18 protein-coding genes are annotated in these 20,464 nt (G+C 44.1%); 14 read left to right on the forward strand and 4 right to left on the reverse strand.

The genetic code is table 11. From position 1 onward, the window contains the following. Window positions 1-127 precede the first annotated feature (127 nt). The 4 genes from thpR (at window position 128) to trmB (ending at window position 3,532) form a co-directional block, all read left to right on the forward strand. Window positions 128-685: an RNA 2',3'-cyclic phosphodiesterase gene (thpR, locus tag BM003_RS07975; protein ID WP_093671890.1), complete on the forward strand. Its 558-nt coding sequence runs from the start codon at window positions 128-130 to the stop codon at window positions 683-685. Window positions 686-749: 64 nt separating this feature from the next. Next, the gene (locus tag BM003_RS07980) at window positions 750-1,538 is read left to right on the forward strand and encodes a hypothetical protein (RefSeq protein ID WP_093671892.1); all 789 of its coding nucleotides are present in this window, start codon (window positions 750-752) and stop codon (window positions 1,536-1,538) included. 197 nt (window positions 1,539-1,735) lie between these two features. Continuing rightward, window positions 1,736-2,467 (forward strand): phosphotransferase, encoded by a 732-nt coding sequence (locus BM003_RS07985; RefSeq protein WP_425441043.1) that lies wholly within the window; start codon window positions 1,736-1,738, stop codon window positions 2,465-2,467. Window positions 2,468-2,890: 423 nt separating this feature from the next. Beyond that, entirely contained in the window at window positions 2,891-3,532 is a 642-nt protein-coding gene (gene trmB / locus BM003_RS07990; RefSeq protein ID WP_093671894.1) for a tRNA (guanosine(46)-N7)-methyltransferase TrmB, read from the forward strand. Between the two features lie 31 nt (window positions 3,533-3,563). Here trmB and BM003_RS07995 read toward each other — a convergent pair whose 3' ends face one another. Next, on the reverse strand, window positions 3,564-3,893 hold the full coding sequence (locus BM003_RS07995) for a hypothetical protein (protein ID WP_093671896.1): 330 nt from the start codon (window positions 3,891-3,893) through the stop codon (window positions 3,564-3,566). 228 nt (window positions 3,894-4,121) lie between these two features. Here BM003_RS07995 and BM003_RS08000 point away from each other — a divergent pair, with 228 nt between their 5' ends. The 8 genes from BM003_RS08000 (at window position 4,122) to ccpA (ending at window position 12,300) form a co-directional block, all read left to right on the forward strand. Then, the gene (locus BM003_RS08000) at window positions 4,122-4,652 is read left to right on the forward strand and encodes a DUF84 family protein (RefSeq protein ID WP_093671898.1); all 531 of its coding nucleotides are present in this window, start codon (window positions 4,122-4,124) and stop codon (window positions 4,650-4,652) included. 102 nt (window positions 4,653-4,754) lie between these two features. Next, a complete protein-coding gene (locus tag BM003_RS08005) occupies window positions 4,755-5,570 on the forward strand; it encodes a DUF1444 family protein (RefSeq protein WP_093671900.1) in 816 nt (271 codons plus the stop codon). Between the two features lie 56 nt (window positions 5,571-5,626). After that, window positions 5,627-6,244: a YtpR family tRNA-binding protein gene (gene ytpR / locus BM003_RS08010; protein ID WP_093671902.1), complete on the forward strand. Its 618-nt coding sequence runs from the start codon at window positions 5,627-5,629 to the stop codon at window positions 6,242-6,244. 33 nt (window positions 6,245-6,277) lie between these two features. Beyond that, entirely contained in the window at window positions 6,278-8,572 is a 2,295-nt protein-coding gene (locus BM003_RS18095) for a DNA translocase FtsK (RefSeq protein ID WP_093671904.1), read from the forward strand. Between the two features lie 299 nt (window positions 8,573-8,871). Continuing rightward, window positions 8,872-10,179, forward strand: a complete 1,308-nt coding sequence (gene murC / locus BM003_RS08020) for a UDP-N-acetylmuramate--L-alanine ligase (RefSeq protein WP_093671906.1) — start codon at window positions 8,872-8,874, stop codon at window positions 10,177-10,179. A gap of 158 nt (window positions 10,180-10,337) precedes the next feature. After that, entirely contained in the window at window positions 10,338-10,769 is a 432-nt protein-coding gene (locus BM003_RS08025) for a DUF948 domain-containing protein (protein ID WP_093671908.1), read from the forward strand. A gap of 17 nt (window positions 10,770-10,786) precedes the next feature. Then, window positions 10,787-11,074: a YtxH domain-containing protein gene (locus tag BM003_RS08030; protein WP_093671910.1), complete on the forward strand. Its 288-nt coding sequence runs from the start codon at window positions 10,787-10,789 to the stop codon at window positions 11,072-11,074. A 227-nt stretch (window positions 11,075-11,301) separates the two neighbouring features. Then, a complete protein-coding gene (ccpA, locus tag BM003_RS08035) occupies window positions 11,302-12,300 on the forward strand; it encodes a catabolite control protein A (protein WP_093671912.1) in 999 nt (332 codons plus the stop codon). Between the two features lie 170 nt (window positions 12,301-12,470). Here ccpA and BM003_RS08040 read toward each other — a convergent pair whose 3' ends face one another. The 3 genes from BM003_RS08040 to BM003_RS08050 form a co-directional block, all read right to left on the reverse strand. After that, complete coding sequence (locus BM003_RS08040) at window positions 12,471-15,110, reverse strand: transglycosylase domain-containing protein (protein WP_093671914.1); 2,640 nt, start codon at window positions 15,108-15,110, stop codon at window positions 12,471-12,473. 1,071 nt (window positions 15,111-16,181) lie between these two features. Beyond that, window positions 16,182-16,784, reverse strand: coding sequence for a 30S ribosomal protein S4 (gene rpsD / locus BM003_RS08045; protein ID WP_093671916.1), 603 nt, complete (start codon window positions 16,782-16,784; stop codon window positions 16,182-16,184). Between the two features lie 268 nt (window positions 16,785-17,052). After that, window positions 17,053-17,502: a GAF domain-containing protein gene (locus tag BM003_RS08050; RefSeq protein ID WP_093671918.1), complete on the reverse strand. Its 450-nt coding sequence runs from the start codon at window positions 17,500-17,502 to the stop codon at window positions 17,053-17,055. 174 nt (window positions 17,503-17,676) lie between these two features. On the opposite strand from BM003_RS08050, the gene refZ reads away from it, so the two are divergent. Both refZ and ezrA read left to right on the forward strand, forming a co-directional pair. Beyond that, the gene (gene refZ, locus BM003_RS08055) at window positions 17,677-18,324 is read left to right on the forward strand and encodes a forespore capture DNA-binding protein RefZ (RefSeq protein ID WP_093671920.1); all 648 of its coding nucleotides are present in this window, start codon (window positions 17,677-17,679) and stop codon (window positions 18,322-18,324) included. 389 nt (window positions 18,325-18,713) lie between these two features. After that, window positions 18,714-20,405 carry a septation ring formation regulator EzrA gene (gene ezrA / locus BM003_RS08060; protein WP_177184707.1) on the forward strand — a complete coding sequence of 564 codons (1,692 nt, stop codon included), beginning with the start codon at window positions 18,714-18,716 and terminating at the stop codon, window positions 20,403-20,405. Window positions 20,406-20,464: the final 59 nt, after the last annotated feature.

Here is a 20,464-nt window from a genome sequence, read left to right on the forward strand (position 1 = left end):
CGCGGGTCGACCATTGATGTATGATTTCCTAGTAAATAGGGATTGATTCTATAATAATAAACAAAGGTAACGATACGTGCATGAGCTGGTGGAGCATCGTTCTGATCAATAGGAAAGGGCTGAGGTTATGTCAAACCATTTCTTTTTAGCGATTCCGATTGCTGAAAATCTAAGATCCTTATTATACGAAACAACAGATCCTTTTTTGGAATCTGTTTGTTATAAGCGAAGAACAGATCCAAGGGATTATCATATCACTCTTTTCTTCTTCGGCGGAGTTGATGAGGAAAGACAAGAGAACTTAAATCGTACCGTCGCGCGAGTCACGGAAAAAATTTCCGCTTTTCAAGTCATACTTACTGGAATCGACGGCTTTGGAGAGAAGCACCATCCACGCGTTTTGTTTGCTTCGCTTGCCCCAAATCACAGTCTGGAAGCACTAAGAGAGAAGCTGAGCCGAGAACTTGCTGAGATTGGCTTTGTTACTGAGAGCAGACCGTTTCATCCTCATATTACGCTGGCTAAAAGGTGGATAGAAGGCGAACTGTATCATGATCTGCCTGTAATGGATTGCGCGGTTTCAGGAAAATCGTGGGAAGTTAACGGCATATCACTGTTTAGGGTTCGTCCGGGTATGTCGCCACAGTATCAGTCGGTCGCCAATTTTCCATTTCGAAACAAATAAAAATCGTTTCTTGTAAGCCTTTTTGTATTAGAATAGGGCATAGACTAGGTGAAGGTGGACAAGTATGGCTCAGCTCATTAAGGTTAATCAATGTGTTTCACGGTATCAATTAAACTTGCGCTGTTATGCAAATCGGTATAATTGGTTGAAAAAAAGGCGCATGGAGGCATGGAGAGAGAAGTGGTTAGATAAACATACTATTCAAAATTCAGTTAGTGGTGTCGATAAATATAGTAATCATTGGAAAATTGGTTTTGATGACTGGCTGTTTGATAAACAAGTGTTGTGGTCGACGCGCACTGCGTTTGAACGATCGGCGCGACCGGATGATATTCTCACGGAGCAATGGTTAAGAAGAATGCTCAAGGGAATAAATGATGTTTCTTTTTTTATGTATCGCCCGGTGCTGCTTACCAAATCCGGCCCCGTTCAGCTTGATTCTTTGCTGATCACCAATGATAGGATCTGCTGTGTTCATCCGCTCTTGGGAGAGACAGGCGATGTATTTCAGCCATATTCGCAAAGAATGTGGAATCAGATTACGAATGGAGCTGCGGTACGTCCGCTAGTAAATCCGATGATCTCACTGCGGCGAACGAAAGCGGTTGTTGCCGCATTTCTGAAGGGTAAAGGATTGACCTCAATGCAAGTTGCTACAGTTGTTTACGCTCCAGACTGTTATATTGAAGATACGGTTAACGACTATGAGACGGATTTTGTGGATCAGCGGAATGAAAGCGAATGGTTTCAAAGAATGGATCAGCATTCATTGCTTATGAAAAGGGAGCAGCTTGAAGCTGCTGAAGCATTGCTGAAGATGAGTGAAACTCTGTGCGACTCAAGAAAAGATTGATCACAAAACATGAGACAGAATCTCATTTTAATGATTGTTGATTCAACGTGAACGTGGTATATTTTTAGGCATAGTCTTTTTTTTCACTGATTAATTCGGCTAAGTCAGAAAGGCAATGGTGGAATGTTTTGATTCGATTTTTCGATGGCGATAATTGGGAAATTTCTCCGGCAGGAGGACTAACTGGAGAAGCCTTTATGGCAAGTTCCGGGGAAAATAAGCTTTTTATTAAGCGAAATTCTTCTCCTTTTCTTGCTGTTCTTTCTGCTGAGGGCATCGTTCCGAAACTGCTGTGGACACGGCGTGTAGACAATGGTGATGTGCTGACCGCACAGAAATGGATGACGGGAAGAGTACTGACGCCTAAAGAAATGTCTTCAGATAAAGTCGCCGGATTATTGAAGAAAATTCATACGTCCGAGCCGCTTCTAACTATGATGAAACGACTGGGCAAGAAGCCAATGACGACCACGCAAATCGTAAATCAGCTGACGGGTCAGGCGCGCGGGCGCAATGAGACACGCGCACTTCGACAATCGCTCAACTTTTTAAAAGATAGGGCAGAGCTTGCAGAATACCCGAAAAAGAGTGTCTGTCATTCGGATATTAACCATAATAATTGGTTACTTGGAAATGATGAAAAAAGTTTGTACCTTGTGGATTGGGATCAGGCGGTGATCGCCGATCCGGCCATGGATCTGGCCATGCTGCTTTACTGGTATGTCGAAGAGGATCAATGGCAAAATTGGCTTGGACTTTATGGACTCGAACTCACACCATCTTTGCAGTTGCGGCTTGTGTGGCATATGCTGGCGATGACCTTGAGATTTATGTTCTGGCATCAGGAACATGCCGAGACGAAGAAAATGATCTTATTTGAGAAAGACTTGCTCTGGCTTAATGAGTATGCCGTGGATTCCTTACTCTGAGTGCGCATATAAATCATGTACATGAAAGGTCGGTTAGTGAATACAACTCGAATCAGGCATCTTCCCGGTGATCGGGGGGATGCACTTTTTTGCACGAATACGCAAAGTTGGGAACTAGCGCGGAAGATCTTTGTTTAGAAAAATCGGACATGCCCGTTCCTTCCTTCCGCAGGGTGCGGTTGCGGCGGTTGCTCGCTTGCCGCGGACGTCTCGACCTCCGCTTTTGAGCCAAGACACCGATTTTTAGAAAATTTGGCTTTGCCAAATCTCCGGCGCTTTGTTCGTGACAAAATACCAGGATGCTGAAGAAGTTCATGGTAAAATAATAAATACAATAAAGTGATTGACGCAAACCCGCTGCGTGCGAACTATGCGCGCTAATAATAGTTTTATTCTTAAAGTGAAAATAAGGGAGAGTTAAACATGAGAGTACGCCATAAACCTTGGGCTAAAGGAAAACTTGATTTGCATTCGGATATTGTGATTCAGTCAGCCAGAGATTACAACGGCGAATGGCATGAAGTGTTTCATAAAGAAGCGCCGCTTCATGTAGAAATCGGATCAGGGAAAGGCCGCTTCATCACAGGTATGGCGAAAAAATATCCGAATGACAATTTCGTAGGTATTGAGCTGCACGAAAGTGTGATCGTTACCGCTCTTGACAAGTGCCTTGAAGAAGGTATTGAAAATGTTCGTTTGATTAATGAAGATGCAAGAGGGCTTACCGAGTTTTTTGCTGAGGATGAGGTAGATGCTCTTTACTTGAACTTCTGTGATCCGTGGCCGAAAAACCGCCATGAAAAAAGAAGGCTGACTTATTCAGCCTTTCTTGCCCAATATGAGTATGTGCTGAAAAAAGGTGGAGTTCTCAACTTTAAAACGGATAATCAGGGTTTGTTTGAATATTCACTTGAAAGTTTTTCAAAATATGGGTTTACGCTTCAAAATATTAGTCTTGATTTACATCGCGCGCGGCTCAAAGACAATGTGGTTACTGAATATGAAGAAAAATTTTCTGAAAAAGGGCAGAGAATTTATCGCTGTGAGGCCATAGCCAGTGAGTGAACTAACGCATCACCAAGGTAGGGCATTTACCTTACCCTTGTTTTTGCGCCTTAAATTCCAAAATTGTTCCGCTGGCCGCATCGGCGATAAAGTCAAAATGGTGATTGCCTCCTTTTTCATTTGAAATCAAGCCGCCTCTATACACCATATGGGTCAAACTGTCTTTTGACCAAATATGCGGCGAAAGATAGATCCAAGCTCCGTCAATTGTGAGTTGTTTGGTAACCGTATCTTTGACGCGTTCCAACACTTTTTCTGAGCTTAGCGTCTTCTTTTCGGACATAAGGCGGCTAGTGGCGGTACCTGCGAGGTATCCGGCGGCCAAACCGATAACAAGTGCTGTTCCAAAGTGACTTTTCATGTTAATTCCTCTATTCTCACAGGCGTATGCTCGACAGTTGTCAAATCTGAACCGAGGGAGATCCTGTGTTTTGGATTCTTAGATCTACTTCAAAGTATAATAAAAGTGATCCACTTAACCAAGTATTAAATGGATCGCTTATTAAAGGCGTTCAAATCCTGAGAAAATAATCGCGGGGGCAGCCTGAGAATGCGCAGTTATCTCAATAGGAAAGAAGGAGAATAACATATGATCATTATCGGAGTAGGAACAAAAAATCCGGCTAAGATAGAGGCAGTGAATCAATTGATTCAAAATCAAAGTATGGACGCGATCATTCGGAGCTTTGATGTTCCTTCTGGAATTTCAGCGATGCCTATGTCTGATTCGGAGACGAGGCAAGGGGCGATTAATCGTGCGAAAGCCGTACTGCAACAGGATTCGGAAGTTACCTTCGGTGTCGGTATGGAAGGCGGCGTGTCCGATATTGATGGGGACATGTACCTATGCAACTGGGCGGCGGCAGCAGACCGTCATGGTCAGCTCATCAGCGCGGGCGGTGCCAGAATTCTTCTCCCAGAGGTGCTTGCCGAAGGAATTCGCGCCGGTCATGAGCTTGGAGATCTCGCTGATGAGTATGCGCAGCAGAAGAATGTGCGCACTCATGGAGGAACAATCGGTATTCTTACCGAGGGACGAATCACACGTACTGAAATGTTTCTACATATTCTTAAATTAATTGAAGGCATGTATGCGCATAGAAAAACGGAAAACAGTTGAAAAGAGGATAACCTATTCATATGAAGCAAGGCTATGCTAAACTAAGGTCATATCCACGAAAATGCGGCACCTGGCGAACGAAATGAAAAGGGGCTGATGTGTATGGATCGTGCTGAATTAAGGAAAATGCTTGAACTCAAGTTAAATGGCAAAGGACGTAAATTGCATTTTGATCATAAAAAAGACAGTGTGCGCGTTGAACAGGATATGAATGGAAAAGGGGTAACCCTTTCGATAAATGAATTGCTCCGTCGTTTCGAGGAAAAAGGTCCCGAAGCGCTGGACCAATCGATCATTGCCATTGACCGCGGACTTAAGGCTATGGCTTGCGCTCCGCACTTAAAAGGGAATGAAGATCGTATTTTTCCGGTGATTCGCTCCGCGTCTTTTCCCAATCAAACGGCAGACGGACAGGCGCTTGTTTCAAGAGAACATACTGCTGAAACGAGGATTTACTATGCGCTTGACCTTGGAGACGCATGTCGACTGATTGACAAACGTTTTCTCGATCAAGAAGGCATGGATGAGCAGGCACTTAAAGAACGCGCAACAGTTAATTTGAGCGCGCTTCCGACTAAAATAAAAAAGGATATCGTCCGCAATAACACTTTTTATTTTATCAGTATGAATGACGGGTATGATGCCAGCCGATTATTGAACCGAAAGCTTGTCGCAGATATGCGTGCGAAAGCGAAGGGTGATTTGACTGTGGCGATCCCTCATCAGGATGTGCTGATTTTCGGTGATATTGTTAATCCTGAAGGATACGATATCCTCGCTCAGATGACAATGAAATTTTATACGACAGGTGCTCTGAGAATCACAATGCTTCCGTTTATTTTTGACGAGAAGGAAACGCTTGAACCAATTTTTATTATGGCCAATAAACGACCAATCCCTGGAAATGACACGAACTAAAAATAGTGCCGTCAAAAGACGGGGCGCAGTATAACCATGCGGAAGGAGTTTCATGAATGATTCTTTATTATAATCGGAAAGGCATTGGAGACACGTTGATTGTTTACTTGAAGGAAGGGGGAAAGCAAAGCGTTCAGACGAAAAATGATGTCGCGCGAGTCTTCGACGAGACGACCAATGAGACGCTAGGATTAAATTTCTTTAATGCTTCTCAGTTTTTAGGCGATCAAGCGACAGGAGCGGTGGCGGTAAATGCCGCACTCATTGACTTGCTGAATCAGAAACTGACTGATGCAAAAGTGGATCTGACTTTGCCTGTGGATGTTCAACCTTTGATTGTGGCCGGCTATGTATCTGAATCAAAGAAACATCCGGATTCAGATCATATGCATGTGTGTCAGGTGGATTGCGGTGAAGAGACGCTGCAAATTGTTTGCGGCGCACCGAATATTGAACAAGGGCAGAAGGTGGTTGTCGCCAAAATCGGCGCACTGATGCCTAATGGAACCATTATTCGTCCTACTGTGCTGCGCGGAGTATCTTCTGACGGGATGATCTGCTCCGCTCGTGAATTGGCGCTTGCCAATGCACCGCAAAAGAGAGGCATTCTGGTGCTCAATTCAGAGACTCAAGTCGGACAAGATTTCAATTCATTAAAGAAAATGCACGTCTAACGCATAAATTCATGTGAAGGTGAGGTGAATGGAATGGCTGACAGATGGTGGCACCATTTTTTCAATCAGGATAGTGATGACGATTCCGAGCATGAACAAGAAATTGAGAGATCGCATCCGGCAGCTCCTGTGGGGCGTTTTAAGGATACGAATCGGCATGCTGAGGTAAAAATGCTTGCTCGATATCCAGAACATAATACGCCTGCCGTGAAGGGGCATCATTTGGTTAAGGAGACACATCTGCCTAATCAGCAGGCTTCAGAGCATCAAAAGAAAAAGACGCCGTTCCGTCTGACTAAGGTACCTTCCCCCGTCTTCGGCTATCGCAAGCCGCCGGACAGCTTCAGCTCAACAAAACAGGATTCTTCTTTTTATCTAGATGTCTCAAAAGAAACACAGGAAAAGCGGCAAATTCAGGAGCATAAACAAGAAGACTTGCAGCGCTCAGTTGAACTTCCGTCTTCTGCGGATCATCCGGTTCTTGATCGGAAAATCACAGATCAACCATCGTTAAACAGAACGAAAGAGATGCAAAAAGAGGAAGCACACGAGGAGAATAAGTCTGCCGAAGTAGTTGAGTCATCTGAGAAAGTGCGTCCGCTAAGCGCGCGCTCCGTTCAACAGGAGTCACTAGCGTACTCGGACCACGTGCAGAAGCAACGAATAAATAACCGCACAGAAGAGCATTCGGAAAAAGAAGCAACTGACGACTCAATGGACAGCGGTGTACCTGTTAAGGAGAATGAAGGCATAATGCGCGTGAAGAGCCGTTTGCCGCGTTCTCCTCACCGTCAAAACACCCAATCCAAGGTTCCGTTCAACGTTCTGATGTTTCATTCGGATGGGCAAGCGAAGCACGTATCAAAGCCTAATTCTATTGATGAACGGCCAAAAGTCTCCGAGTTGCAGATGCCTCTTGACTTGCTTAATGATTCCGCACAATCGGAACAAGATAGTGATGCTTGGATTGAAGATAAAAAAGCGACCTTAACGGAAACACTCGAAAATTTCCATGTCGATGCCGATGTGATTGGTTATGTGCGCGGGCCAAGTGTCACTCGATTTGATCTACATCTTCATCCTGGTGTGAAGATTAATAAGGTTCTCAGTTTAAATGAGGACATCAAATTGAGTCTAGCAGCCAGGCAAATACGAATCGCTCCGGTTCCCGGGACAAGCGCTGTGGGGATTGAAATACCAAATAAGGTTAGAAGACCCGTTCTGCTTAAAGAATTGCTGACATCGGCGGAATATAAAAAAAGCAGAGCGCCATTGACGGCTGCCCTCGGTCAAGATGTGTCAGGCAATCAGGTAGTTACCGATCTGGCGAAAATGCCCCACGGACTCATTGCCGGCGCAACCGGTTCGGGGAAAAGCGTGTGCATTCACTCGTTGATCTTAAGTTTGATTTATCGTACGCCGCCTGAGGATCTTCGCTTTCTTCTAATTGATCCCAAAGTGGTTGAGCTCGCCCCTTATCAGGAGATTCCACATTTAGCTGCTCCCGTAATTACTGAGCCCAAAGAGGCGGCAGCGGCCCTTAAATGGGCTGTTGAAGAAATGGAACAAAGATATCGTCTGTTCGCGGATAACGCCGTACGAGACATGGAAGGCTATAATCGTAAAGTAGCTGCTGGGAACACGAGCGACACGAAAATTCCGTACATAGTCATAATAATTGATGAACTCGCTGATCTGATGATGGTCGCTCCGCAGGATGTTGAAGAATCCGTATGCCGGATCGCTCAAAAAGCGCGAGCGGCAGGTATTCATTTGCTTGTCGCAACACAAAGGCCGTCCGTAGATGTCATTACGGGACTTATAAAATCAAATATTCCGACCCGAATTGCGTTCAGCGTTTCATCGCAGACAGACTCCAGAACAATTTTGGACTGTGGCGGGGCAGAGCGCTTGCTTGGGCGAGGTGACTTGCTGTTTGCGGAAAACGGTTCCCGCAGTCTGCGCAGACTCCAAGCATGCTACGTATCTGATGAAGAAATTAACCGTGTAACACATGCATTCCAAGATTGGCAAAAACCAGATTACCTCTTCTCTCCCGAAACGGTTCGTACTGATTACGAACGTTCGGAACAGGAGGATGAATTGCTTGGTGATGCGGCGGCTTTTGTTGTCGAGCAGGGACAAGCTTCGGTATCCGGCATTCAACGCCATTTTCGAGTCGGTTACAATAGAGCCGCCCGTCTCGTGGATGAACTGGAGTTGCGTAGCATTATTTCAGCGAATAATGGAAGCAAGCCTCGTCAGGTACTGGTTTCTAAGGAAAAACTTAGAGAACAGCTGGCTGAACACGAGTTGGACGACTGCTGATTTAATGATGTCGCGCATGATCCTCGATTGAGCGAATAAATGAAATTAAATATGTTTTTACAACGATGGTAATAAAGGTTAAAATAAGTGTCGGGCATGACGGTGATAGAGCATATGGTAGTACTGTGTCCCAGTTTTTGCACAATAATATCTGATGATAGTTCATCGCGCACTTGTTGATCAGTCTCTGTTTTATTAATGGTGACGAATCCGCAGCACACAGAATAGCCAATAAATGAGTATACTATTCATATTGCAGCGATTTGGTCATGTACGAAGCAATTTATGGAGGTCATTGTATGGCGAAATACCATTTTGTTGGTATAAAGGGCACGGGTATGAGCGCACTCGCTCAGATTCTTCAGGATCTGCACCATGAGGTTCAAGGATCGGATTACGACAAACGTTTTTTTACACAAAAGGCACTAGAGGATAAAAAAATAAAAATATTGCCGTTTTCAGCGGATAACATTTCTTCTGATGAAGTTGTGATTGCGGGAAATGCGTTCCCTGATCAGCACGAAGAGATTGCCAAGGCAAAAGAAATCGGTGTACCTGTTTACCGTTATTATGATTTCCTAGGAGATTTGGCGAAACAGTATACCAGTGTCGCAGTTACAGGGACTCATGGCAAAACATCCACAACTGGACTGCTTTCTTTTGTTTTTAAAACATTCGCGCCGACCTCTTATTTGATTGGCGACGGAACGGGCTCCGGTAATGATAAGAGCAAGTATTTTATTTGGGAATCTTGTGAGTACAAACGGCATTTCCTGCACTCGGATCCTGATTATTGTCTCATTACAAACATCGAATTTGATCACTCGGATTACTATAAGGATCTTGATGATGTTGTCAGCGCTTTTCAAGAATTAGCGCTTAAAGTGAAAAAAGCGGTGTTTGCCTGCGGTGATAACGAGCAATTGCAGATGATTAAGTCGAATGTACCGATTATCTATTATGGTTTTAACGAAGAAAATGATTTTCAGGCGAGAAATGTAGTCTTTCTCCCTGACGATTCAGGAACCGAATTTGACGTTTATGTGCGTAACGACTTCTATGGACACTTCAAAATTACCGGTTATGGCAATCACAACGTGCTCAACGCACTGGGAGTGATCTCATTCTGCAATTACATGAGTGTTCCGATTGAGCTGGTGAAGGAGCGTCTCACACTTTTCCACGGTGTAAAACGCCGGTTCTCTGAAACGAAACTCGTGCAGCGGGATCAAGTGATGATCGATGATTATGCGCATCATCCAACAGAAATTCGCGTCACAATTGAGGCAGCCCGTGAAAAGTATCCCGATCGCAAACTGATCGCAATTTTTCAACCGCACACCTACTCTCGAACGATGACGTTTATGGATGAATTTGCAACCGCGCTTGCTACTGCTGATGAAGTCTACCTTTGCGACATCTTTGGTTCGGCTCGGGAAAAGAGCGGCAAATTGTCTATTCATGATCTTCAAGACCGTATCGAAGGATCGCATATTCTGCACAACAGCACTATTGATGATCTAAAGCAATATGATCATGGCGTACTGTTGTTCATGGGTGCGGGTGATATCCAAAAATATCAGCATGCATATAAACAATCACTGTAATCCTTTTCATCGTACTGCTTTCCGCCTTTTTTTTAATATTTTTAAATGTTAAGATAAGAGAGTGGACAAGTAATTCGAGATTTCATTGATAAGAATAGGTATAGAAATGCGATGATTCATCAAACTAATATGGAATCGATTGAAAGGGAGGATGTACGGTGATCATTATCCTATATTTGGCAGTCGCGGTTATTGCTGTTGCGTTTGCCGTTCTTGTTTATTTTTTGGCGCAGACATTAAGTGCCGCACAAAAAACGATGGAAGACGCTGCTTCAACACTTGAAGATGTTCAGGAGCAGATGAAGGGCATAAGCGAAGAAACAACCGAGCTTTTGCACCGGACGAACTTACTTGCTGTCGATCTTCAGAGAAAGTCCAAAAGTCTAAACAGTGTTTTCGATGCAATTGAAGGATTTGGCGAATCCTTGGGCACAATTAATACGTCTGTAAAGCGAGTGACTGCCAGCATCGAAAATAAAGGCGTTGAGCACTCGGGTAAAATTGCTCAAGGTGTGCAATGGGGCAAAGCGGCAATCGACTTGGTGCAACGCTGGAAAAACGCACGCAAGTCTGACCCGGAAAAAGATTAAGAAAGGGGATTTTTTTCATGGGGCAGAGTGAAAAAAGTAATGTAGGAAAAGGTGCGGCTTTCTTTTCAGGATTTGTTGTGGGTGGCGCGCTTGGGGCTGTTGTATTGTATCTGACCGCTGCTCCGTCCGGAAAGGAAGTTATCCATCGGTTGCAGCAGGAAAGTGTTTTGCTGAAAGGCAAAAGTGTGGAGATCATTGAGACGGCGAAGCAAAGGTCGATTGACTTGACCCATAAAATCTCCACCGCGAAAAAAGATAGCATAGAAGAAAAAGAACAAATGATTCCAATTCCAAAGGATTATTGATTCTTTTCTCTTGTGATCTTTTTTTTTTCGATGGTGTGCCGCAATCAATCCTCACAATTCGCGCAAAAAATATAGCGAACCTTGGCAAAATTTGATAGTATGGGAAATAGGCATCAGTAGCTAATTGGTGCGTATTTGAGGTACGGAAAAATGAAAACGTTGTAGAGCGTGAACCGGTGTTCAGGCTGACTATAGAAAAAATAGTGGATTTTGAGGAGGAATAAGCATTGAGCGCAACGATTTATGATGTAGCCAGAGAAGCAGGCGTTTCGATGGCTACTGTTTCTCGAGTTGTGAACGGCAATCCAAATGTAAAACCAACAACTCGGAAAAAAGTGTCCGAGGCTATAAAAAGACTCGGTTACCGTCCGAACGCGGTTGCTCGCGGTCTTGCAAGTAAAAAGACGACAACGGTCGGGGTGATTATTCCCGATATTTCCAGTGTCTATTTTTCTGAACTTGCTCGTGGAATTGAAGATATTGCGACGATGTACAAGTATAACATCATCCTATGCAATTCCGATCAAAATAAGGACAAGGAGATTCGTCTGCTTCAGACACTTCTTGGCAAGCAAGTCGACGGTATTGTCTTTATGGGTGGGAAAATCGATCAAGAACATATCGAAGAATTCAAACAGTCCAATGTTCCGATTGTCCTGGCATCAACTGTGGACGAGCAACAAGAAATTCCATCAGTTAATATCGACTATGAACAAGCGGTTTTTGAAGTGGTTTCCAAACTGATTGAGTCTGGCAATCAACGCATTGGGTTTATCAATGGTCCTGTTGAAGTACCGATTAACGGCAAGTATAAATTGAATGGCTACAAGCGCGCCCTTGAAGCACATCATCTTCCATTTGAAGAATCATTAATAACCGAAGGTGACTACACCTATGAATCAGGAAAGGAAGCCACGGCTCAATTTCTCAGTCAGGAGATTAAACCAACGGCGATCTTTGTTGATTCAGACGAAATGGCGATTGGAACGATCCACGAGATTCAGGATGAGGGCTTAAAGGTTCCGGATGATATTGAAGTCGTCAGCAGTGAAAACACGCGTCTCGTTCAGATGGTTCGTCCAACGCTGACGAGTATTGCTGAACCAACCTATGATATTGGAGCGGTTGCGATGCGTTTACTGACTAAATTGATGAACCATGAAAAGGTGGACTCAATTACAGTTGTGCTTCCTCACCGCGTAGACAGCAGAAAATCAACAAAGTAACGGGCGAGAACATAAGTATTCGCCAGGCTTCTAGTTGGTCAAAAGCCGTTTACTTTCCGAATTGCTTATGCTTGTTTTCTTTAAGTTCTTTACTTTTTTCTAGTGTAAAAATCCCCCGTTGCGAAGGCATTCGATGCCTACGCAACGGGGGATTTTTTTACCTATTATTTTTAGGGGCGAATTTTACCTAGAAGTTCAGGCTTAGCTGCACTAAGATCCGTATAAGGAAAGCGCGAATTTAAGAAATCAGGCTTGAACTTGAAGAGTCCGCTTTCAGTTTTTTGCTCTTCCTGTTCTTGTTTTTGATCGGGTTGGTCTGAGCCTGGATCCACGACGGGAGATTCCTCTGAATTCTGCTGCTCAGTAAAAGGCTCAAGTGCCTCAATGGCTTCTGTTGGTGCATATTTTTGATTCATTAGGTCGTTGACCTCGAATCCGGCAGCTTTACAGTACTCGGTTGGCTTGCCGTCTGTGAGGCCGCAATAGGTTTGTTTCACAACTCCCTCCGGTTGAGTGAACCGTTTTTTAGGCGCCATTAAGTCCGGATCTACATCGTATGCACGATTGGCAAAACCCGCCCACAGTTGCTTGCTTTGCGTTGAATAGGTATTGCGGTTCAGTTGCTGGTTGTGAGCATACCCAACCCATACCCCCATCGTAATATTTGGGTTGGATGCGACGAGCCATCCGTCGTGCCAATCCTGTGAGGTTCCGGTTTTTCCAATTAAATCTGAATTGAATTGCAACATCCCGCGAAGTGAAGCTCCCGTGCCGTATGTGAACACATCGCGCATTATATCCTGCATTAAGTAATTGGTTTGTTTGGAGAAGACATGGACGGGCTCCACTTTGTGCTGATAGATCACCTTTCCTGAACTATCCGTAATTTTGTCGATCATATATGCGTCGACAAATGAACCTCCGTTGGCAAAAGTGGTATAAGCATTGGTATTTTCTTCTATTGTAATACCCTTTGTAATACCGCCAAGTGCTGCCGAGACGTTGTATCCGTCCGATCCGACAAGCGAGGTGATGCCCATTTTTTTCAAGTAATCGGGTGCTTTATTTGTGACTGCGCTTAGTCTTGTAAAGACGCTTACAGCAGGAACATTGTGTGAGGCGGCCAGTGCTGCACGCGCTGTTTCAAAACCATGAAAAATGGCGCTGTTTGATGTAGAGCCGTAATCGGTTGGTGCGTACACTTTCCCGTTCACAATACGTTTGTATGGGAGATCAGGAACAATTGATCCGGGCTGGATCAATCCGAGTTCCATAGCCGGCGCATAGACAAGCAGGGGCTTCATGGTTGAACCGTTCTGACGCGGCACCTCCGTCGCATAATTTAACTCGGAGCTGTTAAAGCCGCGACCGCCAACGAAGCTGATGATCCGTCCTGTTTTGTTCTCAATGAGCGTGGAACCAACTTGCATTGGGTCGCTGACCTTTTCCATTTTATTTGTTTTGCTGTTTTTTACTTCTAAAATCTGTCCGTTCGTCTTGCGCGCATATTGGCTTGGACTATATCCTGAATAATTTCGTGCGAATGATTCCATATCGTCGTAGATTGGTTTGTTGATTGTCGTGTAGATCCGATAACCTCCGTCTGCCAAGTTTAGGGAGGCGTTGTCCAAAAAATTAGTGAACAATGAGTAGTGATTTGCTAGTGATGCATAGTCATAGTCATGCAGCTTCGCAATCTCCTTTAGATTGCGTCCGTGATACACATTGTTGTTATACTCATATACGATTTTTTTGTAATTTGAATAATCCGTGTAGAGTTTGTCGCTATTGTAGCCTTGCTTTTGGGCCATCAGCTTAGCAAGAATAACCTTCGTCCGGTTTTCAATTTCTTTAGATAAGTAGGGATAATCGTCATTTATGGAATTTCCGCGTTTCGCAAAATGTTTCTTGTAATCATAGTTCATCGCCTGATTCAGCTGCTTTTTGTTAATATAACCGGCAGCATACATCCGGTGCAGCACTGTATGTGCTCGATTGATACCAGCGGATAAATCGTCTTTCAGCCCGCCATGGTTCTGAAAAGGGGAATATGTAAATGGGTTCTTCGGTAAGCCGGCGATAAACGCTGCCTGCGCAATTGAGAGCTTGTTCGGTTTTACGTCGAAAATGCCTTCGGACGCAGTTGTCGCGCCCGCAATATTTTTTCCTGATGCGTCTCGGCCAAACGAAGCCATATTTAGATAAGATTCAAGAATTTCATCCTTCGTGAAAAATCGTTCCAGGCGCATGGCAAGCAATATTTCCTTGAATTTTCGATCAAGAGAAACTTCATTGGTTAAAATCTGATTTTTCACAAGCTGCTGCGTGATCGAGCTTCCGCCGGTAACTTGAGGCTTATGCAGCAGCTCTTCCACACTGGCACGAATGACCGCTTTAGGAACAACGCCATGGTGCTGATAAAACAATTCATCCTCAGTCGCAATGACTGCGTGAGTTAAATGTGGCGACATCTCACTCAATTTTGTCTTTGTTTGAATAAGATCGCTGTTCAATTTGCCAATGGGAATATTGCCGGCAAAGTAGCTCACGCTGCTCTCAGAATAGTTGCTGATATCATGTTTTAATGTTTTATAACTGAGCACGGGCTGGTCGCGCACAAGTGCGGCAAAATAACCGGATACAGTTCCTGCTGCGAAAAATAGTCCGATAATAATTATGGATAGCGTGAGCAATAGAGAATTCCAGATGATTCCGGTTATTGATTGGGTTGTTTGGACTACTGAGCTTGAAGCCCATTTTTCCGCCAACCGGTCGAAAAAATCGGAAAAGCTTTTTAATGGGGCATGCATTCGCAAATCTCCTCTAAAATTTAGTCATCTCTAGCATGTAACATTCAGAAAAATTTAATTAAAGCTTCTTATATATTAGCGTAAATCACAGAGGTTGAAAAGAAAAACCGATCAGAGCTCGTCGCGACGGCCATGATCGGCCTAGGCTCTGGTGACTCCGCCGGATGTGATGACTTCGGTGTTGCTCTCGGTAAGTGAGCGCCGTTAGTCGAAGCGCCTTAAGTTTTTCCTGCCAATTAGAAAAACCGGGAAAAAAGCGCCCGGTCCTTACTTCCGCAGGACGCGGTGACTTTCGCGTTGCTTGCAGGACGTATGCGTAATTAGCGAAAGATCCATTTCCCTTACACACGAAAGCTCCTTTGCTCCAAATGCCGTTTTGAATCATCAACCTTGTGCGTGAACAGACATTTCTATGAGCCTTAATTAAGTATCGCGGAGTAAAATAAGCGGAGATTTTCCGCTTATATGCATCCTGGCGCTTGTTTCATAGGTACATAAGGGTAATTTTTCCGCTTATGCACAGAAAAACCCTCCATTTTCACGTTTTCCGATTCGATAAGCGGAATTTCTCCGTCTATTTAAGCAATTTTTTCATTCATTTGCTAATTAAGCGGAACTTTTCCGTTTATTTCTCAGATTGGGCGCTACCTGATCACCCCAATCGAATCTTATGACCTTATCGTCGTACCAGCAGCAAGGCAAAACGATAAGCTTTCTTTACTTCCGCCGGATGCGACTTTAAGTCCTCAACCTTGTGACTTGAACGACACTTCAGCTGCTCGCTTGCCGCGGGCGATCCGGGAGCCTCCTCAGACAGGCAGGAATCTGCGGGGTCTCGCACCTCCGCTTTGATTCTCGGCCAAGACACTGGTCTATTGGTTTGCAAACGTGCAAAATAATAAACTTTCTTAACTTGTTAGAAAACTTGGCTTTGCCAAGCCTCAGGCGAAGGCGAAGACTTAGTTGCACTTACACGTTTCCTTTAATTATTTATTTTTTTTTTATACTTTGTTGCCAGTGTAAAAAGGACCTTCCCAGTAAAACCGGGAAGGTCCTTCACAGCAAGACAAATTATTTTGAATAGAATTCGACGATCATTGCTTCTGTAATCTCCGCAGGGAGTTCCGAACGTTCCGGAAGTCTGTTGTATGTGCCTTCCAGAGTCTTTTCGTCAAAGGTTAGATATTCCGGAACAAAGTTGTTTGTTTCCAAAGCATCTTTGATAATCACGAGGTTGCGCGATTTCTCACGGACACCAATCGTTTCACCTGGTTTCAGGCGGTAAGACGGGATATCGACGCGTTTGCCGTTAACCGTGATATGACCATGGTTAACCAGCTGACGTGATTGTCTGCGTGTTCTTGCAAGACCAAGGCGATAAACAAGGTTATCGAGACGAGATTCAAGCAGAATCATGAAGTTTTCGCCGTGTACGCCTTTCATTTTTGCTGCATCATCAAAAATGCGGCGGAATTGACGTTCGTTAACTCCATACATGAAACGAAGCTTTTGTTTTTCTTGTTGCTGACGACCATATTCGGACAACTTAATACGTTGTGTCGGACCATGTTGTCCCGGTGCATAAGGACGCCTTTCGAGTTCTTTACCTGTGCCGCTGAGTGAAATACCCAAACGACGAGATTTCTTCCAAACTGGACCAGTATAGCGAGCCATTGACTGACTCCTCCTTCGTCATTTTATTCGAGAATGCCGTGAATGAACGCATTCATTCATATGCAAACTCAAGTGGTATAAAATGACACCTTTGCAAGCTCTTCAAAGATATTTTGCTATCTTGCACCTTCGCCCAGGCAGTCTAGGTTACGCAGTACACCTCTTCAACAACTAAAGAGGAACAAAATAGAAATGCTTTGAACCCATGCAATGCTGCCTCATTTTACACGAACGCAATTATACCTTTTTTAAAGGCAAATTGTCAAGCTTAGAGATAGGTAACCAGTGTTTCCGCAAAAGCTTCAAGAAATTGCTGGTCATCTTCGGAAAAACGGTCGCAAATCGGGCTGTCAATATCGAGTACGCCGATCAGTTCGTCATCTTTAATCAGAGGAACCACAATTTCTGAACGAGATGCCGCGTCACAAGCAATGTGCCCGGGAAATTCATGAACGTCAGGGACACGAAGGATTTCTCGCTCTTTGGCTGCTGTGCCGCACACGCCTTGCCCCATTTTGATGCGCACACAGGCTGTTCTCCCTTGAAAGGGTCCGAGTACCAACTCGCCATCTTCCAGTAAGTAAAAACCGACCCAATTAATTGTATCAAGGCATTCATTCAACCACGCGGAAGCGTTGGACAGGTTCGCAATTCGATTTGATTCATCCTTAATTAATGATTCAAGTACTTGAATTCTTGTTTTATTGACAGAATTCATTTCTTTCCACCTCGATCATATGAGAAAGTACTCTAATTTTAGCAGAATAGCGTAGATTTTTCAGCTGATATGTCGAAAGGTTTTTAGAGGGTAGACGTTCTTTAAGCCGAACGTTTATAGTAAGAGGATCGATAAACGCAGGTCCCTATGCCAAAGAGAAAGGTGAGACTCGATATGCCAACGAAAAGTTTGAATCGGGTAAGTGGCAAAAAATCTAAAGAAGCGGTTGTTCACTCGGCTCTTAAATTGTTCACTATGAGCGGATACGATGGAGTTTCTGTTCGCGCGATTGCATCAGACGCAGGTGTCAATATCGCACTTGTCTCCTACTACTTCGGTGGAAAACAGGGCTTGCTGGAGTATTTAATGGCTACTTTTTTTGAAGGATACTTAAGCGCTTTAGAGAAAGCAGAGCAGGAGACATCGGGACAGATTTCATCAGTGGAGCGTTTGACAGTTGTTGCTGAACAATTAATTCGGTATCAACAGCACTGCTTCTATCTTTCACGGTTTGTGCACCGAGAAATGACATTGGACAATCAATTAGTGCGCGAACTAATGTCGAGCTATCTGATGAAAGAAAAATTTCTGTTCGCGCGTATCTTTAAGAAAGTTTTAAGCGGCAAGCAGATGAATCAGATGCAAATTGAGTTTGCCATCATTCACTATCGTGATTTGATTATTACACCTTTTCTTCAGCCTCAATATTTACGAGAAGTTTTTTTCATACAGCCGAGCGAACAATCCTTCTGCACGCAGTATATGCGATTTATTCGTGACTGGGCCAGCAGATTGATCTGTTGTACGGATGGCAGCTTTTAAAACGATAAATAGTCTGCAATGCAATGAATAGAGGCCACTTATACATAAGTGAATCCGCGTTTTATCGCTATCTTAATGATTGCACCACGCTAGGTGGTCGATGGTAAAAGCTATATGTGTCAAGATACTTGGCAGCGCTACGGTTCAGCTGGCGAGTTTGTTTGTGTTTACAGCAATTAAATGGAAGAAAGGGTCCTCTGCCATCAGAACTAGCTCTGTGAAACCTGCGTTCATGTGCCGTTTACTCACTTCAAATGGGAGCACCACTCGGAAAAATCAAAGTTAAATCGACAGTTTCTTTAATTTATTGACCTAAAATCACTTTATTTTGTTACAATATAGTCATTATAAGGTGCGTGCGTTTCATGCGAGAATGGGGGAAGTTCCGTATGCTGTACTATGTGTTGGTTGGCTTAATTTTGATAGTGGTCTTTATTGTTGCTTATGGCGGTTGGATGAGAAAGAGGACATTCGCTGACATTGATCGTGCAGAAGCGCGACGAGCGGATCTGATGAATCGTCCGGTGGCAATGGAACTCTCGAAAATTAAGCAGCTTAATATGGCTGGAGATACAGAGACAAAATTTGATAAGTGGCACAAGGATTGGGACACGATTGTGAGCCAGTCTTTGCCGGGTATAGAAGAAACGTTATTCAACGCAGAGGAACTTACCGAGAAGTATCGTTTTCATAAAGCGGAGCTTCTAATAAAAGAAGTGACCAAAAAAATGAATCTGATTGAAACACATATTGAGGAGATCCTAGGCGAGTTGAATGTCGTTGTCGAAAGTGAGACGAAGAATCGAGCAGACGTCACCCCGATTAAAGAAACCGTTCACCAAATTAAGAAGGACATCATTACCAAAAGAAGTCAGTTTGGCCATACGCTTCCTTCGCTCGAGCAATCCATGAAAGCTGTAGAAGAGCAATTAAAAAAATATGAGACCGAAACGGAGAACGGCAATTATTTGGATGCTAGGCAAATTCTGATCAATGTGCGGACATCAGCAGATCAGCTTCTAAACCAAATCAGCCGCGTCCCGGATCTGTATCGTGATCTGTTGAAAACTATTCCGGATCAGATGAAAGAGCTGCGTCAAGGTGAACGAGAGATGACTGATCAAGGTTATCCTCTAGACCACTTGCAGATTAACGATCAACTGCAAGAGGTGGAGAAGCATCGCCAGTTGCTAGCGACCGCGGTGAACACACTTGAACTGGATGAAGCGGATCAGGGGCTGAAGAGTGTGCACGAACAATTGGACTGGCTCTACACGCAGCTCGAGAAAGAAGTGGTGAGCCGCAGCCGGCTTCAGGAAGTGGCGCCGACTATTGAAGTTAATATGGAGCGCATCGGTGGAAAAATAAAGGATCTCAATGATGAGACGGACATCGTTCGTGACAGTTACCATATTACTGACGACGATCTTAAGAGGCAGCGCGATCTAAGCAAATCATTTCAAAAGTTGGAGAATACGCTCAATGAAACGCGTAACGAAGACCACAAGGAAGCATTCAGTCTGATTTTCGATAAGCTTGAGGTACTGAAAGCAGAATTGACCGATATGGAGACGGTTACCGATGAATTCAGCGAGAAGATAAAGGCGCTTCGCAAGGATGAAATGAGTGCCCGAACAAAGATTCAGGATCTGAAGCGGCAACTTTTCGAGACGAAACAACTGATTCTAAAAAGCAATTTGCCGGGAGTTCCGGGTTCATTTACGTCGGCTCTGCAAAAAGCAGGCGAACAGCTCAATTCAGTAAATCAGAAACTGGATGAAAAACCGCTGAATATGGTAACGGTACAGACATTGCTTGCTCAAGCGAGTGAGGATATCAATGATGTCTTCAATCAGGCAGAGAAACTGGTTGAAACAGCAAATTTTGCCGAGGAAATGATTCAGTATGGCAATCGCTACCGTACGGACTACCCGGATATTGATCAGGCATTAAGAACAGCCGAACAACATTTTAGAAACTACGATTATCAGGCGGCGGTTGAAACCGCGGTTCGTGCGGTCGAAAAGAAGGAGCCAAAGGTCTTGAAACGTACCGAGTTGTTTGAAGAGCGCGAGGTTTGAATATGGAAAAAAAGAAATACTCATGTTACGATTCAGACAAGGTGGGCACTAATGAATAA

It is taken from the genome of Sporolactobacillus nakayamae (assembly GCF_900113325.1).
Lineage (GTDB): Bacteria > Bacillota > Bacilli > Bacillales > Sporolactobacillaceae > Sporolactobacillus > Sporolactobacillus nakayamae.

What these genes read in the sequence shown, in the direction of transcription:
- refZ (WP_093671920.1), top strand. Translation starts at nt 17,677, where the DNA reads ATGCCAACGAAAAGTTTGAATCGGGTAAGTGGCAAAAAATCTAAAGAA.
- ytpR (WP_093671902.1), top strand. Translation starts at nt 5,627, where the DNA reads ATGATTCTTTATTATAATCGGAAAGGCATTGGAGACACGTTGATTGTT.
- BM003_RS07995 (WP_093671896.1), bottom strand. Translation starts at nt 3,893, where the DNA reads ATGAAAAGTCACTTTGGAACAGCACTTGTTATCGGTTTGGCCGCCGGA.
- murC (WP_093671906.1), top strand. Translation starts at nt 8,872, where the DNA reads ATGGCGAAATACCATTTTGTTGGTATAAAGGGCACGGGTATGAGCGCA.
- BM003_RS07980 (WP_093671892.1), top strand. Translation starts at nt 750, where the DNA reads ATGGCTCAGCTCATTAAGGTTAATCAATGTGTTTCACGGTATCAATTA.
- BM003_RS07985 (WP_425441043.1), top strand. Translation starts at nt 1,736, where the DNA reads ATGGCAAGTTCCGGGGAAAATAAGCTTTTTATTAAGCGAAATTCTTCT.
- BM003_RS08000 (WP_093671898.1), top strand. Translation starts at nt 4,122, where the DNA reads ATGATCATTATCGGAGTAGGAACAAAAAATCCGGCTAAGATAGAGGCA.
- BM003_RS08005 (WP_093671900.1), top strand. Translation starts at nt 4,755, where the DNA reads ATGGATCGTGCTGAATTAAGGAAAATGCTTGAACTCAAGTTAAATGGC.
- BM003_RS08050 (WP_093671918.1), bottom strand. Translation starts at nt 17,502, where the DNA reads ATGAATTCTGTCAATAAAACAAGAATTCAAGTACTTGAATCATTAATT.
- BM003_RS08030 (WP_093671910.1), top strand. Translation starts at nt 10,787, where the DNA reads ATGGGGCAGAGTGAAAAAAGTAATGTAGGAAAAGGTGCGGCTTTCTTT.
- thpR (WP_093671890.1), top strand. Translation starts at nt 128, where the DNA reads ATGTCAAACCATTTCTTTTTAGCGATTCCGATTGCTGAAAATCTAAGA.
- BM003_RS18095 (WP_093671904.1), top strand. Translation starts at nt 6,278, where the DNA reads ATGGCTGACAGATGGTGGCACCATTTTTTCAATCAGGATAGTGATGAC.
- ezrA (WP_177184707.1), top strand. Translation starts at nt 18,714, where the DNA reads ATGCTGTACTATGTGTTGGTTGGCTTAATTTTGATAGTGGTCTTTATT.
- trmB (WP_093671894.1), top strand. Translation starts at nt 2,891, where the DNA reads ATGAGAGTACGCCATAAACCTTGGGCTAAAGGAAAACTTGATTTGCAT.
- rpsD (WP_093671916.1), bottom strand. Translation starts at nt 16,784, where the DNA reads ATGGCTCGCTATACTGGTCCAGTTTGGAAGAAATCTCGTCGTTTGGGT.
- BM003_RS08040 (WP_093671914.1), bottom strand. Translation starts at nt 15,110, where the DNA reads ATGCATGCCCCATTAAAAAGCTTTTCCGATTTTTTCGACCGGTTGGCG.